Raw genomic sequence first — 16,110 nt, forward strand, 5'->3', positions numbered from 1 at the left:
TCATTAAAATAAGTATGAGGATATGGAATCAAAAATGCATTTTTGTAGTACTTGAGGAATGTTCTTGCTCTAGGGAGACAGATTTATTTTCTTGATTTTCTTTGTTTTTATCATTCATCGTGGTGAGTTTATAAACTGAAGAACCAACCGCTGCGGCTGCAATAGAATAGCCTGTAGTTTCAAAAGCGGCTTTAACTGGCGCAACAAAAAATCGTGACATCATTTTCAATCCTTTTAATAACGTTAAATACTGTAGAATGCCCTAAAATTGCACACTACAGCATTTATCATACACTATTTTTGCACATAACAAACCATTTTTTGAAAATTAAATGATTTGTTATGTAATAGATGTCGCTCATTAATTTAATTTAGAACCTTTGTTTTGCTCTTTTTCATTGCTTTGCTCTTCAACGACTTCTTCAATTCGAGGTGTTGATCCCTTGGTCGCAAACATAGTATGTCTTGATTTTCCAGGTGATGGTTGGTAATCCTCTGGAACCACTTTTTTCAATGGTTCAGGTCCCATAGTTTCACCTACACTAGAAACAATACCAAATATGGCGGCAGTTAAGCACATGCGCATCGGTACTTGTTTCAAAGCCATCGATCCAAAGGATTTCAATGAAGTTTTTGGATCGTTTAAGAAGCAATAAAATAGTTCTTTGGTTATTTTAAAGGTGCTCGCATTGTGGAGGCGTCCATCAGGTGTAACCTTAGATTGCAGGAGTAAGTAATCTTTATATACTGTTGGGACATACGCACAACCGCCTGCAACGGCCCCCGCGGCTGCTCCGCTTATAAGATGTCCCTTACCACCTTCAAACTGTAGTTTTTTGGCAATTTTGTCTTCAAGAACACATAAAGCCGTAAAGTTAATCAACCCCGATCCATATCTTGGTATAAATCCCCCCGACATTAAACTCCACGCGTTATGAGGGGTTTTCCATTTAAAGTTTTCAGGAAGAATGTTACCTTTTCTCAACGTAGATAAAGACTCGGATATTTGGGTAACCAGAAGCTCGCCAAGTGCCATAGGCCCAATATAACGCCAAGTCGCTCCTGAATATTTCTTCCCCTCTTCTTGTAGAGTTCCCTCATCCTTTAGAAGATTTTCTTCTACAGGCTTGCTGCCCCCTTTAGCACTGGAAACATAGCCACTTCGAATTACTGATCCCGAAAGAGAAGCTGAAGTGCCTGCATACATTGCATTGAAGAATCCCAGAACTCCACCTTGGTAAGGAGGAATCATCGTACCGTTCTTGGTTAAGCTAACTAACATTGTTTTTATCGGACTTTGAACAAATACAATACTAAAACTGGTGAACAATGCAACAGTTGAGAAATTCAGTCCATTCCAAACTTGTGTGTGGATCTGATCCATTGAGGGCATCCATTTTGGAAAATCAGGCCCTTTTTTCCCTGGAGGTGGAACCATGGGAGATGCAACAACTGGTGTGGTTGCGTGCGTAGATGTTTTCGCCGTTTTTGCTTGCATATTAAACTTTACTACATCCATTGGGGTAGTAAACCACGCAGTGGGGTACAAGGTTGAGAACCATTTTGTGGTCACCATCTGTCCGGATTTGGAGGCTTTTATTTGTTCTCTTATAAAATTCATGGGTGTGGGAAGCCATGAATAGTTTCCCATATTTGGAAGATTCAATATTGGAAACGCAGGAGCTTTCCCATTTTTTACGTCTTGCATTCTTTGCTTTATCAAATCCATTGGTGCCAACGTACTCCATATAGATGGAACTATGGTTTGCCTAGATTTTGTATTTGAAGTTTCTCTTTTAGTCTGCATAGCTATATCTTATATTAATTGTTGAATTTGAATTCGTATTATACGGATCAAAAATTAACTGAACCTTAACAAAATTGATTAATTAGAATAAAATCAATTCTCAGGGTTCATTTTGTGGGCACTCGGGTATTTGAATGAAACAAAACCTCCCGTAAATCGTTTTTTTATAAGATAAAATTGTATATTTACAGGAGGTTACTAAGATAGATATCGGTTAGTGCCGAAGAAAAGCACAATGATGATAGAAAAAAATTACTATTTAAACTTCTAAATTTTTAAAATTCAAACGAACAATTAGAAACATGGGGTTATTTTAGCCAATCACCAAGAATATCAATGATTTTTTGTGCTTGTTCGGCGCTGGAAATATTAAATTTAGATTTTTGCCAGTATTGATTATTACGTTTTTGATAACGGCGAATTGAAAATTTTACAGGGCCGAAGTCATTTTGAGCATTATCCCAATCTTGATACTTAAACATAATCGTAGTCCAAGCCCCACGAGTTAGTATTTTTTTATCCAATTCTTTAACTGTTTCTGTCCCATTTTCGCCATATGCAATAGTAATTTCATCTATACTTGCTGTCATTTCTTGGTTTACCTCAATGAATATTTAAAAAACAAAGAACGTATCACTAATAAGTGCTTCTCTGCGCTAAAATTTTGACAGTTTAGCTTATTTCTTTAACTTACCATAGAGTTGAGTTGTGATTCGCTCAAAAAATAGAAATCAATGAAAAAATAAACGCTTTATTGGATGGATTGTAGTTTACCGTTAACAAAAGTCATGGATACAGTAGGTTGATACTCACCAGGCTGATAGATCCAAACTACAGGTTTGGTTGCTGTGGGTACAATTTCATTGATAAAGGAATTATTTACAATAGAAGGGCTTCCGCAAGCGTAATAGACTTTTTGTACCGGATCTCCGGCTTGAATATTAGCCCCCTGGCAAACAGAAACTGCATTGCTATCAGAACCATTCATTTTGATGGAGCGTACTTTTTGATTCACAATGTCTATTTCAAGCTGTACTCCGCCACTACCTGTAGGCACATTCCATACTCCATAAAAAGCGGTACTCGTTCCCATATTATTGTAAATGAGTTGTTGTACTGGAATTTTTTGCATCAAAGGTTGATTGGATTCCTGCTGGCTTACGGGTTGGCCACAAGCTGCAATCACTTCATCAGGAGTCATCCCTACCTTAATATATCCATGGTTTTGTGGACAATAATAAGATTGGGTATCAGCAAATAGACTAAAAGGTACAAGAAGCAATCCTAAGCCAGTGCTACTGAGGAGCGTCAATTTCATAAGTTAATCCTGATAATCCTCTGCTTAAAATTAAGTATAGTCGCTTTTATAATAATCTCCAGGGTAGGCTTGCATTGATAAATAATGTAATAATTTTCAATAAAACCAGAATGATAAAGGGGGAGAAATCAAAACCTGAAATATCTGGAACAATCTTTCTACCAAGCTTTAACAAGGGTTCTGTTAACATACGTAAAAAATCGGCAATTGGTCCTTGCCAGTTGGGATTAATAAAACTCATGATAACGCGCACAAGTATGGCATAAAATAAAATATCACATGGTTGGATAATTAAGTCCGCAATGATGTACATCACTATGAATCCAATAGGAATTAATCCACCTAAGGCAAGAAGGCTGATACAGAGAATTTTCAATAGCTCAACCAGAACCAAAGTAATGAAAGCGGGCACATCATATTTTTGTCCGGGTTTATAGGGTTGTTTTGTTATCAGTTGGATAGGATTGACTATAGGGTTAGTTACTTTATAAATAAGTTGGCTTACTGGGTGAAGGGCACTGACACGTAAATAGCGTAGGGCGATTCGAAGCCATAAACTGAAAATGGCGAGTGAAAAAAATAACGAAACCACGAAGATCAATACAACGATAATTCCAGACATATATTCCCCTACACGTATTTAGGCAACTAATTTTTCCAGGATTATAGCGCGTCGCTTTATTTTTGTCGCTCACCAAATAAGGCGCGTCCAACACGCACAATAGTAGCACCTGCTTTAATAGCTGGGACTAAATCATCACTCATTCCCATAGACAAGGTATCCATGTTTAGACCAAGTTCACGATTGAGTGAATGCATCAATTGATTAAGTTGCTTAAAGATTTCATATTGACTTTGCATATCCTGTTGGGGGGGCGGAATAGTCATTAAGCCTCTTAGTTTGAGATAAGGTAGTTGATTCACAGCTAAGGCTAGTTCGGCTGCATGTTCTGGGGGTATTCCTGATTTGGTTTTTTCCTCAACCAAATTAATTTGTAAACAAATATTGAGTGGGTCTAAATGGCGTGGACGGTATTCATTGAGATGCTGGGCGATTTTAAATCGACTAATACTATGCACCCAGTTAAAGGAAGTGGCAATCCCTTTGGTTTTATTACTTTGAATGGGGCCGATAAAATGCCAGCATATAGGACTATTTTTAAAGGCATCTATTTTTTTTTGTGCTTCTTGGAAGTAACTTTCACCAAAGTTTGTAATTCCAAGCTGAAATAATTCATTAATGGCCTCGATGCTTTGTTGTTTGCTGACAGCGAGCAAAAGGACACTTCCAGGTTTTCGGTCGCATTCAAGTTCAGTTTGTCTGATTAATTCTTTGATTAGTTTTAGATTGTTATAAAAATTCATAATTTTTAGATACACCCTTGAAAATCTCAACAATAACAAAAGAAACAATATTTGCCGAGTACCACTTCGTGAGCTAATCTAATAGCATTAGATTGAGATTGATTTTAAGGTCCAATCTATTATTGATTCAATCGGGATGATTAAGCAATGGACATAGCGGAACTATTGGCGTTTTCAGTAAAAAATAAATCCTCAGACTTACATCTTTCGGCAGGTTTGCCTCCAATGATTCGAGTTGATGGGGATTTACGTAAAATCAATTTACCCGCCCTGGAGCATAAAGAGGTAATGAAAATTGTCTATGATGTAATGAATGACAGGCAGAGAAAAGAATTTGAAGAATATTTAGAGGTTGATTTTTCTTTTGAAATCGCAAATCTAGCCCGTTTTAGGGTGAATGTGTTTAATCAATTACGTGGCGCCGCGGCAGTTTTTCGTACCATCCCTTCCGAAATTTTAGGCATGGATGATCTAGGACTACCTCCTATTTTTGAAGAAATGGCTAGTTATCCTAAGGGATTAGTATTGATAACTGGTCCTACAGGCTCAGGTAAAAGTACTACATTGGCTGCGATCATCGATTACATTAATGCAAATCGTTACGATCATATTTTAACAGTTGAAGATCCTATAGAGTTTGTACATCAAAGTAAGAAATGTTTGTTAAACCAACGGGAAGTTCATCGTGATACGCTGAGTTTTAATGCGGCTTTACGTTCGGCACTTCGCGAGGATCCGGATGTGATTCTAGTCGGGGAATTGCGGGATTTGGAGACAATCCGCTTGGCAATGACTGCTGCGGAAACCGGACACCTTGTATTTGGGACCTTACATACCAATTCAGCAACCAAAACCATCAATAGAATTATTGATGTGTTTCCTGCTGAAGAAAAATCGATGGTGCGTTCTATGTTATCCGAATCTTTGCAAGCCGTAGTAGCACAAACTTTATTGAAAAAAAATGGTGGGGGACGGGTTGCTGCTTTGGAAATTATGATTTGTACCGGTGCGATACGAAACTTAATTCGTGAAGATAAAGTGGCACAAATGTACTCTTCAATCCAAACAGGTCAAGGCAAAGGAATGCAAACTTTGGATCAGCATTTAACTGAGTTGGTGAAGAAAAATATTATCTCTATTTATACAGCACGTGAAGTGGCTATTGATAAAAATTTATTTTAAAGAGTTTCCCGAAGGTCTATGTAATGCAGCCATTCAATTCAGTTGGACTCTTTGATTTGTCATCTTTCGATTTGGATTCTATTCTGGTGCCTCTTAGAGGGCGAAGCTCCCGTTTTGAGTGCTGAAGATTTCATAAAACTCGGTTCCCGCTTTCGCGGGAATGACCAATGATTAACTTTAATGACATGAAGCCCGGAGCTATTTAAAGCTTAAGCATTTTTCTGCAATTCAATCAATTGAGGAATACCAATTTCGGCAAGTGCCAGCATGTTGTTCAATTCATCGCGATTGAAATGTCTGTCTTCGGCAGTGCCTTGAATCTCTATGAAATGTCCTGCTTCGTTCATTACTACATTCATGTCTGTTTCAGCAAGTACGTCTTCGGCATAATCTAAATCAAGTACCGGTTGACCCCGATAGAGGCCCACAGAAACTGCGGCAATGTAATGAAATGCAGGCATTTTACGTATTTTTTCGCGTTCGACCATCCAAGTTACCGCATCCCTCATTGCGACGCAGGCACCGGTAATAGCGGCAGTTCTTGTACCCCCATCAGCCTGAATTACATCACAATCTAATGTTATTGTATTCTCCCCTAAAACTTTTAAATCAACACAGGCTCTAAGAGAACGGCCGATTAGACGTTGAATTTCCATGGTTCTGCCGCCTTGCTTTCCCTTGCTTGCTTCGCGTTCAGTACGGCTATGAGTTGCGCGGGGAAGCATTCCATATTCAGCAGTAACCCAGCCCTGGTTTTTACCTTTAATAAAACGAGGAACTCCATCAGTAACCGAAGCATTACATAATACTTTAGTTTGTCCGAATTCAACCAGGACGGAACCTTCAGCGTGTTTGGTGTAGTTTCTGGTGATTTTAACAGAACGTAGTTGATTTGCTTCTCGATTACTTGGGCGCATAGAATAATCCTCGTTAAAAATTAGGAATTATAACGCTTAACTCCCGGAGTTGCATCCTAAAGTATATACGACGCAATAAAACAAATACCATTTGGATTATGAGTGATTCATTCAGCAAGGAATAACTTGAATATTAGAGAACAGAAATGCTAAAGAATAATTCACTCAAAATTATGAAAATTTCTTTATATTCATATTGATTAATATTGATTCATCATGTTATTTTGAATTCTATCTATAAAAAAAGTGTCCATTATGTGTCATCGCAGTCATGAATACAGTGTTGCATTATCTGCAGATTTATCTGCAAGCTCTCTGTTTGTCTGCGATTTAGTTGTTTCCCAAAGTCATTCTTCTTTATTAGTGATTCTTGTCTTACCCGATTTTCCCTAGGGCGGTTTTTTTGCATTATCCGCACCTCTCTAGGGAGGAAGCGAGCGGGTAATGAATTAAATTTGACATCACTTTTGGAGAATATTATGACTCAAGCTAAAAATGAGGCGCATAAAGACAAGACGCGCCCTAAAGAAAAGAAAAACAATCTTAGTGTAGTTCAAAGCATCATCTCGGGAAGTATCACTGGGGCTTTTGAAGTGTTCGTGGATCATCCTTTGTGGTCTATAAAAACACGAATGCAAAAAAAAGAACCCTTTACTCTAAATCCACAAGTATTGTATCGAGGAATATTGCCAAATGCTGCGAGTATGGTCCCAATAACTGCGGTTCAAGTTGGTTTGAATCGTTTTTTCCAAAATTGGTTTTTTGGGAATAAATATGAATTGTCTAATACCCAAAAGCTAATTAGTGCATTTGCTGCAGGAGTTGGTTCTGCTGCAATTAGTTGTCCAACTGAGATGATCATGACCCACCAAAAGCACAGTTTTTTTGCGGCGGGCTCCTATATGGTGAGGCAGGGAGGATGGTCTCATCTTTATACGGGGATGTTGTCAACGATGCTTCGAGAGGGTATGTTTTCTACATTTTTTTTGGCGGTGACACCTGCATTAAAAGTCAGAATAATGGAATATTGCCCTAATGATTTTGCTGCTTCTTCCTTTGCTGGTATATTGGCAGGAATTGGAGCAACATTAGCGTCACAAAAGTTTGATGTAATAAAGACAGTACAACAGGCTTCTATTTCTAAAAATTCTTCTGGTTTTTTCCAAGCGACTCGGAAGATTCATGCAGAGTATGGCATTTATGGTTTTTTTAATGGTGGGCTTCCCCGAGGTCTACGAGTGATGTCTGCGGTTACACTGATGAGTTGGATGAATGAGAAGTTGAGTGAATTATGGTCGCATCATCAGTCGCCACCAAAATCCGGGCCTGGTTCTTCGCTAAGCAAATAATTCTTTAATCCCGGGTTTTCAATCCGGGATATACTTTAATATGTTTTCATAAGTAGATCTCTAATTAATCTTCAAATTGTTTTAATATTGATCACTGTGGTTGCTATGCTGAGGTGCATATCAAGAGGTTTGTATCTGTGCAATTGCTTTAAATTGGGGTATATTCGCGCAAGGTTTATTCATTGGTATTCTATATGCTTCAAAGTATGACGGCTTTCTCGCGAGTGCAAAAGCAAATCGAAGAGGGGCATTTTTGTTGGGAAATCAAGTCAGTTAATCATCGATATCTGGATGTTTCATTTCGTTTACCTGAATCATTCCGATTTATAGAACCTCAATTGCGTCATGTGTTGCGAGATGTAATCAATCGCGGCAAATTAGAGTGTCAGCTTAAATATCAAGACACAAGTTCTAATAATCAGTCTATGCTTATAAATACAGGCATGGTTAATGCATTAGTAAATTTAAGTGAGAAACTTTCTGCATCACATCATTTGCCGAATGATTTAAGTATTAGTCGTGTCTTATCTTGGCCTGGTGTGGTGCAAGCCAGTGTGCCCGATGCAGATATTTTAGGAGAGCACGCACTTTCTTTATTTAAGAGTGCGATTGAGCAACTAAAACAAATGCGTGTAACCGAAGGGAGCGCACTGAAAGCACATATTGAAGGGAGACTAAGTGAATTAGGTCAAGAAGTTAAGCGCGCACGTTCTATAGTATTAACGCAAACAGAACAAGTAAAAGATAAGCTATTGACCCGATTACACTCAGTGAAACTTGAAGTGCAAGAGTCACGTGTGGAGCAAGAAATTGCTTTAATTTTGGCTCGTCTTGATGTCAGTGAGGAATTAGATAGACTACAGACTCATCTTGATGAGGTGAGTCGGACGTTAAATTGCGATAAAATCGCAGGAAGACGTCTAGATTTTTTGATGCAAGAATTAAATAGGGAGGCGAATACGCTAAGCTCAAAATCGGACTCTGGAGAATTGACTAAGAGTGCAGTAGAAATGAAAGTTTTAATTGAGCAAATGCGTGAGCAAATTCAAAATATTGAGTGAGTACTATTGTGGGTGATTATTCGGGTAATTTATTTATTGTTGCAGCACCTTCTGGGGGAGGCAAAACAAGTTTAGTAAAAAGGTTGATCGAAACTATGGATAATATTGAGGTATCCATTTCGCATACAACTCGAACCATGCGGCCTGGAGAGCGTAATGGAGTGGATTACTTTTTTACTGATGAAAAAGAATTTATGCGTATGATTGATGATTGTGCTTTTTTGGAGCATGCCCGGGTCTTTAATCATTTATATGGAACCTCCATGGAGCAAATTGCAAGACGTTTGCAAAATGGTATCGATGTGGTTCTGGACATCGACTGGCAAGGAGCGACTCAGATTAGACGTTCTTTTCCTGAGGCGGTGAGTATTTTTATTGTGCCCCCATCCTTGGAAGTCTTGAGACAACGACTATTAAATAGACGACAAGATAAAGATGATGTGGTTAGTGATCGAATGAAAAAGGCTCAAGATGAGCTGAGTCATTATCCTGAATTTGATTATTTAATCGTTAATGATAATTTTGAAAAAGCAGCGATGGAGTTGGGAGCGATTGTGATTGCAAACCGCTTGTGTATTAAGCGACAGATAAATAAACAATCAAAATTGCTTTCTTTCCTGTTGTCATCGCAGTAAAATACAAGGTTTTGCTACCGGAGAATGATTTATGGCACGAGTTACAGTTGAAGATTGTTTAAAAAATGTTGCGAATCGATTTGAGCTGGTTATGGTAGCCACGAAACGGGCACGTCAAATTGCGGTTCGAGGAGATCAACCCATGGTAGAATGGGAAAATGATAAACCGACCGTGGTGGCTCTACGTGAAATAGCAGAAGGTTTAATTACCCCAGAAATTTTGGATAAAGAGTAGATGGCACTGTTTATATAGCCTGGGCGAAGCGGACCTAGGTTTTGGTTACTCATTCCAGGATTCCGCTTGTTCACCCTAGCTACGAATCAAAGAGAGGACTGTGATTATTCGAAGGTGCCTTAATAGGGTGAATTTAGAGGTATAGGGGTATGGTCATGTTAGATACTAGGGAGTACTGCGTGAGCTACTTTAAGGAGCTCGATGAAGAGCTGAAATGCTACCTTGAGCAGTCGCAAATAGAAAAATGTTACCAAGCCTATTTGGTCGCGGAGAAAGCGCATCATGGACAAATGCGTCGTTCTGGCGAGCCCTATATTACTCACCCTGTTGCAGCAGCCTTGATTCTCGCTCGAATGCGTCTTGATTATCAAACGATCATGGCTACTTTACTCCACGATGTGGTTGAAGATACTTCCGTGAGTAAAGAAGATTTAACCCGTCAATTTGGCGAAGAAATTACCTCTCTTGTAGATGGTGTTACCAAACTAACTAAAATCAAATTTGAATCAAAAGCAGAAGCGCAGGCGGAAAATTTTCGTAAAATGGTCTTGGCCATGGTCAAAGACATTCGTGTAATTATCGTTAAGTTGGCTGACCGACTACACAACATGAAAACTCTTGGTGCAATGCCTTATGCAAAACGCAGACGTATCGCCATCGAAACTTTAGAAATTTATGCACCAATCGCTAACCGTTTAGGGATGCATTCAATTTATGTAGGCTTAGAGGATTTAGGATTCCAGGCATTGTATCCGATGCGGTATAGGGCAATTAAATCAGCAGTTGAAAAATCTCGGGGCAATCGACGTGAATTGACCCAAACTATTGAACGTGATTTGCAACTGGCATTAGCACAATTGAATATCCCTTATGAACAAGTATTCGGCAGACAGAAGCACTTATATAGCATTTATAAGAAGATGCGTCAGAAAAAAGCCTCATTTACCGAAATTACTGATGTTTTTGCTTTTCGTGTGATTACTGAAGATATTGATTCCTGTTACCGGATTTTGGGTGCTTTGCATTGTACTTATAAACCGGTACCGCAACGCTTTAAAGATTATATTGGCATACCTAAGGCAAATGGATATCAATCGCTCCATACGACCTTGTTTGGACCTTTCGGAGTCCCTTTGGAAGTGCAAATTCGTACTCGTGATATGGATAAAGTAGCGGATAATGGAGTAGCTGCACATTGGATCTATAAATCTTCAGGTCTCGAGGTCAATGAAGCCCAATTGCGCGCAAGAGAGTGGGTACAAAGTCTGTTAGAAATGCAACGCAGTACAGGAAGCTCATTGGAATTTATCGAAAATGTTAAAATTGATTTATTCCCCGATGAAGTATACGTATTTACCCCTAAAGGTCACATTATGGAGTTACCCAAGGGAGCGACTCCGGTTGATTTTGCTTATTCAGTTCATTCTGGAGTAGGTAATAGTTGTGTCGCTGCGAAAGTAAATCGAAAACTGGTTCCACTCAGTATACCCTTATCAAATGGCCAAACAGTAGAAATTATCACCGCGCAGGGAGCCCATCCAAATCCGGCATGGCTAAACTTTGTAGTTACTGGAAAAGCCCGTTCAAATATTCGTCATTTTTTGAAAAGCCAACAGAATACCGAATCAATTAGTTTAGGTAAGCGCCTTCTTGAGCAATCTTTAAATGAGTTGTCTAGTGATTATGCAAAAATACCACCTGAATCCTTACAAGCATTATTAAGCGATTTACACTATAAAGCGATAGAGGATTTACTTTATGCGATTGGCATAGGCAATCAAATGGCGATGGTAATTGCGAAAAGATTGGTAGTTTCACAAGATTCTAATGAATTGGATAAAGGAATTAAAACCCACCCCTTGGCAATCAAAGGTACCGAAGGAATGGTGGTGCATTTTAGTGAGTGCTGTCAGCCTATTCCTGGTGATAATATTGTAGGAAAATTCCAGCAAGGTCGAGGAATTATAGTACATAGCAGTGATTGTACTACACTCAAAAACTCACGAACCAATCCAGAGCAATTTGTTGCTTTACGGTGGGATGAGAAGGTTGAAGGCGAGTACTGGGTTGATATAACAGTGGATGTAGTGAATGAACGCGGTGTGTTGGCCGCACTCGCAACTGCTATCGCTGAGGCTGGATCAAACATTGGTAATATAAATGTAGATCCGCGTGATGGCCGGCATAATGCGGTAACTTTCTCAATTAGTGTTGTGGATAGAACCCATTTGGCTCGCGTCATGCGTCGATTGAGAGCAAATAAAGTAGTCATGCGTCTTTATAGAAAAAAACAAGGGGATAATTAATGCAACCTGTAAATACAAAATTGGCTCCTGAGGCTATTGGAACCTATTCACAAGCAATCCAGTGTGGCGATACAGTTTATCTTTCAGGTCAAATACCAATTGATCCAGTTACTATGCAACTATGTAGTGAAGATATTAAAATACAAATTACACAGGTTTTAGAAAATTTAGCAGCAGTTTGTGAAGCCGCTGGTGGTAGTTTGGCGCAAATTGCGAAATTGAATGTGTATCTTACAGATTTGCGTCATTTTCCATTAATTAATGAAGCAATGAGTCGTTATTTTGCGGCACCTTATCCAGCACGTGCTGCGATAGGAGTTTCTGCATTACCACGTGGCGCTCAAGTTGAGATGGATGGTATAATGGTTTTATCTTCGAAGTAATTCATTTACAAGTAGCCTGGTGAAGACCAAACGGCAATCCGGGAATCAATAATAAGAAAACCGAACACCGCTTCGCTTCCCGGCTACATATTTTAAAAGTCAGAGTTAGTGTATGAGTATAATTTCCCTTCATGGCGTGTCCCTCAATATTGCGGGTAATCAGTTATTGGATAATGCAGATTGGCAGATTCAACCACAGGATCGTATTGCCTTAGTTGGACGAAATGGAGCAGGTAAATCTACACTTCTTAAACTGCTGCAAGGGGATTTGATTCCTGATAGCGGTCAAATCCAGCAACTTTCTGGATTGCGTGTTGCTGGATTAACGCAGGAAGTTCCAATTGCAGAAGAAGAGTCCGTCTACCATTTCCTCGTAAAAGGCCTTGGTGAAGTAGGAGAGGTTTTATGCCGTTTTAATGAATTATCCCAATCGGGAGATATGGATAAATTAGCCGCATGCCAACAACAAATGGATACTTTACATGCTTGGGACAAATTGCCGCACATTGAGACCATGGCCAGTCGTTTAGGCATAGAGACTCGAGAGCGTATGAATAACCTCTCAGGTGGCATGAAACGACGCGTGCTTTTAGGAGCTGCGCTAATCGCCACCCCAGATTTATTATTATTGGATGAACCGACCAACCATTTAGATATTGAAGCAATTGAATGGTTAGAATCTTATTTGAAAAGTTTCAAAGGATCGGTGTTGTTAGTCACTCACGATCGGGAGTTTTTAAGTCAAGTCACTAATCGGATTGTAGAAATAGATAGAGGGAAGTTGTACCAGCATGACTGTGATTATGAAACATACCTGGACAGAAGAGAGTCCATTCGTCTAAGCGAACAAAAGCAAAATAATTTATTTGATAAAAAGCTAGCCGAGGAGGAGGTATGGATTCGTACAGGAATCAAAGCACGGCGTACTCGAAATGAAGGGCGAGTTCGTGCCTTGAAAGCATTGCGTGAAGAATATAAAGCACGTCGAAATCAAGTGGGGAAGGTTAAAGCATTCACCCTTGATGTAACTCGTTCAGGTTCGGTCGTGATTGAAGCAAACCACGTTAATTACACCCTAGGAGATAAAACGATTTTACGTGATTTTTCCTTATTGCTGACTCGAGGCGATAAACTGGGAATAATTGGCCCTAACGGGTGTGGTAAAACGACTTTAGTACGACTATTGCTTGGAGAACTGCAGCCAGACTCTGGCGAGATAAAACTTGGTACGTCCCTGAGCGTTGCTTATTTTGATCAACTACGTCGGCAATTACATGAAGATCAAACCGTCATGTTTAATGTGGGTGATGGGGCCGATTATGTAACAATTAACGGCAAACAAAAGCATGTGGCCAGTTACTTGCGTGAATTTTTATTTTCATCCGAGCGGTTTAATCAACCGGTTTCGGTCCTTTCTGGTGGAGAAAGAAATAGGTTATTACTCGCAAAACTCTTTGCAAAACCAGTTAATCTGCTCGTGATGGATGAACCCACTAATGATTTAGATATTGAAACATTAGAACTTCTAGAAGACATGTTAGGGGAGTACCCTGGAACATTAATATTAATTAGCCACGATAGGGCTTTTATTAATCAGGTGGTTACCAGTGTTCTGGTTTATGAGGAAGCAGGGCAATTTAATGAGTTTGTTGGGGGTTATGATGAATATAAAATGCATAAGAAACAACAACAGCGTGATCAGGCAACAAAAGCACCGAGTGTCAAACGAACTACGCCAACAAATAAATTAAGTTTCAATGAGCAACGAGAGCTTGCACAATTACCCCAGAAAATTGAGTTATTGGAGTCAAAAATAGCAGAGTTACATTTAAAAATGGCTGATCCTAAATTTTACCAACAAGATGCTCAGATGATTGCAAAAATTAATCAAGGATTGGCTGAAGATGAAACGTTATTAACCCAACTTTATGAACGTTGGGAGGTATTAGAAGATGTTGAGAAAGGGAACAGATAAATGTTAGTAACATTAGCTTTGGTTGTTCTGTTAAGTTCGATTATAGTGTTCTTTTCAGAAGAATTTATCAAAGCCTTTAACAAACTCTTTGCTATAAAAGGTGCCAAATTAATTATACCCATGTTTGCTGCCTCCTGGCTCCTCTATACTTATAATTTTTGGGTTTTATGGGGATTATTTTACGCTCATGAACTATTACAAGATGTATTAAATTTAATAGTGCGTATAATGCCTTTTCAGAAGGGGGCGGTCTCATTAGTTTTGGTATTTATGCTAACTTTTCTTTCCGTTGTCCCGGTACTTATTTTTGATGTGTTCTACCGAAGAAAAAATTTTAAAGGATATGAACATCCTTATGTTGCGAGCGGTTTAATTTGGATACTAGCTGTTTTTCTATTAGTCATCATATGATCTTTGTAAAGAAATGTAATTTTTTTGTAAAGGTTCATGGGTCTTATTAATAAAACCTTAAGTTTTCTTTTTTATACTTCTTGCTTCAAATTTTGGAATTTAATAAAAAGAAAAAGGAGAATAAAGTGTCATATAAAAACCATCATCACCATAATCAAGTTACTGGTGTTCATTCTGGGGGCTCCCATCATCACAATCATGGTTCGCGATTGTACCCGCAAGTGGTCACAACCCCTTATAGCCCTACTGTTCAGGTTACATCCCGGCGTCCTCAAATTGCAGTAGTTTCTCCTTCCCCTTATCGTCAGCATTACTATTCTGGTGGTCCTGGAGTAGTACTCGTAGGTAGTTTGGTGCTTCTTCCTATTATTATCGTTGCAGTACTATTCAATCTTACTATGGGATTTACTGCAGCCTCAACTACCGCAGGAATTGCAGGAGCGGGTGCTGCAGGTGCACTTGGTTTGAATCTGGCAACTTTTGGGCTGGGTGGACTTGTTTTATATGGGGCTTTAGGTTTGGTTTCTATATACTCTAGTGCTAAAGAATGTTACGACAGCAATAAAAATGTGTTCGAGATGATTAAATCGAGAGTGGTTAATGATGATGGATTAACTTTTAAAGGAATTATAAAATCTGCAGGTGCAGTACTCTGGTCACCATTTTTGCTCATCGGTGGGTTGGCTGGAATGGGAGTTAAAGCAGCAATGAGAACTCGTTCATCCATCTCTCCAAGTTCTGAAAATCAGGGCGAAAGTATAGGTATAACAGGTTCTTATTCGGATATGGGTAATGTGTTTACACCTGGAAATACTGCGAGCTCAAGGAACGAAAGAAATCCGACTCATTATAGAAATGTGTTAGCTGATTCTACCGAATTGCCCGATCTTCATCTCTTAGATTCACAGACCTCTTTTACCTATACTATAAAAAATTAGAGACCAAGTAGTATTACTTGCAACGAGTTTCTCTACTCAAACTAGATGGCAGTTTTTGGGTTCGTGGTTGAACCCAAAAACTAAAATAAAATCCCTACTCCGATCAGAATAAAATTCTTTCCCCCTCTAAAGGAATGCTCTATAGAGCCATTTTCCCGTATGAGGAGAATTCCAGAGCAAACTATTCTAATAGGGCAGCTAGATGAAACAGAATCGTTTGGTTTTAGA

18 protein-coding genes are annotated in these 16,110 nt (G+C 39.0%); 11 read left to right on the forward strand and 7 right to left on the reverse strand.

Annotated features, from left to right (window positions below; all coding sequences use genetic code 11):
• Window positions 1-28 precede the first annotated feature (28 nt).
• The 6 genes from HBNCFIEN_RS05115 to HBNCFIEN_RS05140 form a co-directional block, all read right to left on the reverse strand.
• Window positions 29-223, reverse strand: a complete 195-nt coding sequence (locus HBNCFIEN_RS05115) for a hypothetical protein (protein ID WP_182393000.1) — start codon at window positions 221-223, stop codon at window positions 29-31.
• A gap of 138 nt (window positions 224-361) precedes the next feature.
• Window positions 362-1,807: a hypothetical protein gene (locus tag HBNCFIEN_RS05120; protein WP_182393001.1), complete on the reverse strand. Its 1,446-nt coding sequence runs from the start codon at window positions 1,805-1,807 to the stop codon at window positions 362-364.
• A 308-nt stretch (window positions 1,808-2,115) separates the two neighbouring features.
• Window positions 2,116-2,397 (reverse strand): hypothetical protein, encoded by a 282-nt coding sequence (locus HBNCFIEN_RS05125; RefSeq protein WP_182393002.1) that lies wholly within the window; start codon window positions 2,395-2,397, stop codon window positions 2,116-2,118.
• Between the two features lie 161 nt (window positions 2,398-2,558).
• A complete protein-coding gene (locus tag HBNCFIEN_RS05130) occupies window positions 2,559-3,125 on the reverse strand; it encodes a DUF2845 domain-containing protein (protein WP_182393003.1) in 567 nt (188 codons plus the stop codon).
• A gap of 46 nt (window positions 3,126-3,171) precedes the next feature.
• Window positions 3,172-3,747, reverse strand: coding sequence for a YggT family protein (locus HBNCFIEN_RS05135; protein ID WP_182393004.1), 576 nt, complete (start codon window positions 3,745-3,747; stop codon window positions 3,172-3,174).
• Between the two features lie 56 nt (window positions 3,748-3,803).
• Complete coding sequence (locus HBNCFIEN_RS05140) at window positions 3,804-4,490, reverse strand: YggS family pyridoxal phosphate-dependent enzyme (RefSeq protein WP_182393005.1); 687 nt, start codon at window positions 4,488-4,490, stop codon at window positions 3,804-3,806.
• A 147-nt stretch (window positions 4,491-4,637) separates the two neighbouring features.
• On the opposite strand from HBNCFIEN_RS05140, the gene HBNCFIEN_RS05145 reads away from it, so the two are divergent.
• The gene (locus tag HBNCFIEN_RS05145; RefSeq protein WP_182393006.1) at window positions 4,638-5,672 is read left to right on the forward strand and encodes a type IV pilus twitching motility protein PilT; all 1,035 of its coding nucleotides are present in this window, start codon (window positions 4,638-4,640) and stop codon (window positions 5,670-5,672) included.
• A 209-nt stretch (window positions 5,673-5,881) separates the two neighbouring features.
• Here the strand turns inward: HBNCFIEN_RS05145 and rph are convergent, their stop codons facing one another.
• Window positions 5,882-6,589: a ribonuclease PH gene (gene rph, locus HBNCFIEN_RS05150; protein ID WP_182393007.1), complete on the reverse strand. Its 708-nt coding sequence runs from the start codon at window positions 6,587-6,589 to the stop codon at window positions 5,882-5,884.
• A 255-nt stretch (window positions 6,590-6,844) separates the two neighbouring features.
• Between rph and HBNCFIEN_RS05155 the strand changes: the two genes are divergently transcribed.
• From HBNCFIEN_RS05155 to HBNCFIEN_RS05200, 10 genes are all read left to right on the forward strand, one after another.
• Window positions 6,845-6,982: a hypothetical protein gene (locus HBNCFIEN_RS05155; protein WP_182393008.1), complete on the forward strand. Its 138-nt coding sequence runs from the start codon at window positions 6,845-6,847 to the stop codon at window positions 6,980-6,982.
• Window positions 6,983-7,068: 86 nt separating this feature from the next.
• Window positions 7,069-7,938 (forward strand): MC/SLC25 family protein, encoded by an 870-nt coding sequence (locus tag HBNCFIEN_RS05160; protein ID WP_182393009.1) that lies wholly within the window; start codon window positions 7,069-7,071, stop codon window positions 7,936-7,938.
• A gap of 194 nt (window positions 7,939-8,132) precedes the next feature.
• Entirely contained in the window at window positions 8,133-8,999 is an 867-nt protein-coding gene (locus tag HBNCFIEN_RS05165; protein ID WP_182393010.1) for a YicC/YloC family endoribonuclease, read from the forward strand.
• Window positions 9,000-9,004: 5 nt separating this feature from the next.
• A complete protein-coding gene (gmk, locus tag HBNCFIEN_RS05170; RefSeq protein WP_182393615.1) occupies window positions 9,005-9,634 on the forward strand; it encodes a guanylate kinase in 630 nt (209 codons plus the stop codon).
• A 31-nt stretch (window positions 9,635-9,665) separates the two neighbouring features.
• On the forward strand, window positions 9,666-9,869 hold the full coding sequence (gene rpoZ / locus HBNCFIEN_RS05175; protein ID WP_010653170.1) for a DNA-directed RNA polymerase subunit omega: 204 nt from the start codon (window positions 9,666-9,668) through the stop codon (window positions 9,867-9,869).
• Between the two features lie 155 nt (window positions 9,870-10,024).
• Window positions 10,025-12,175, forward strand: a complete 2,151-nt coding sequence (gene spoT / locus HBNCFIEN_RS05180) for a bifunctional GTP diphosphokinase/guanosine-3',5'-bis pyrophosphate 3'-pyrophosphohydrolase (RefSeq protein ID WP_370530109.1) — start codon at window positions 10,025-10,027, stop codon at window positions 12,173-12,175.
• Window positions 12,175-12,558 carry a Rid family detoxifying hydrolase gene (locus HBNCFIEN_RS05185; RefSeq protein ID WP_182393012.1) on the forward strand — a complete coding sequence of 128 codons (384 nt, stop codon included), beginning with the start codon at window positions 12,175-12,177 and terminating at the stop codon, window positions 12,556-12,558. The genes spoT and HBNCFIEN_RS05185 overlap by 1 nt, the downstream gene beginning before the upstream one ends.
• A gap of 112 nt (window positions 12,559-12,670) precedes the next feature.
• Complete coding sequence (locus HBNCFIEN_RS05190) at window positions 12,671-14,533, forward strand: ATP-binding cassette domain-containing protein (RefSeq protein ID WP_182393013.1); 1,863 nt, start codon at window positions 12,671-12,673, stop codon at window positions 14,531-14,533.
• Window positions 14,534-14,944: a hypothetical protein gene (locus tag HBNCFIEN_RS05195; protein ID WP_182393014.1), complete on the forward strand. Its 411-nt coding sequence runs from the start codon at window positions 14,534-14,536 to the stop codon at window positions 14,942-14,944.
• Window positions 14,945-15,069: 125 nt separating this feature from the next.
• The gene (locus HBNCFIEN_RS05200; protein WP_182393015.1) at window positions 15,070-15,882 is read left to right on the forward strand and encodes a hypothetical protein; all 813 of its coding nucleotides are present in this window, start codon (window positions 15,070-15,072) and stop codon (window positions 15,880-15,882) included.
• Window positions 15,883-16,110 lie beyond the last annotated feature (228 nt).

The sequence above is a fragment of the Legionella sp. PC997 genome (genome assembly GCF_014109825.1).
Classification (GTDB): Bacteria; Pseudomonadota; Gammaproteobacteria; order Legionellales; family Legionellaceae; genus Legionella.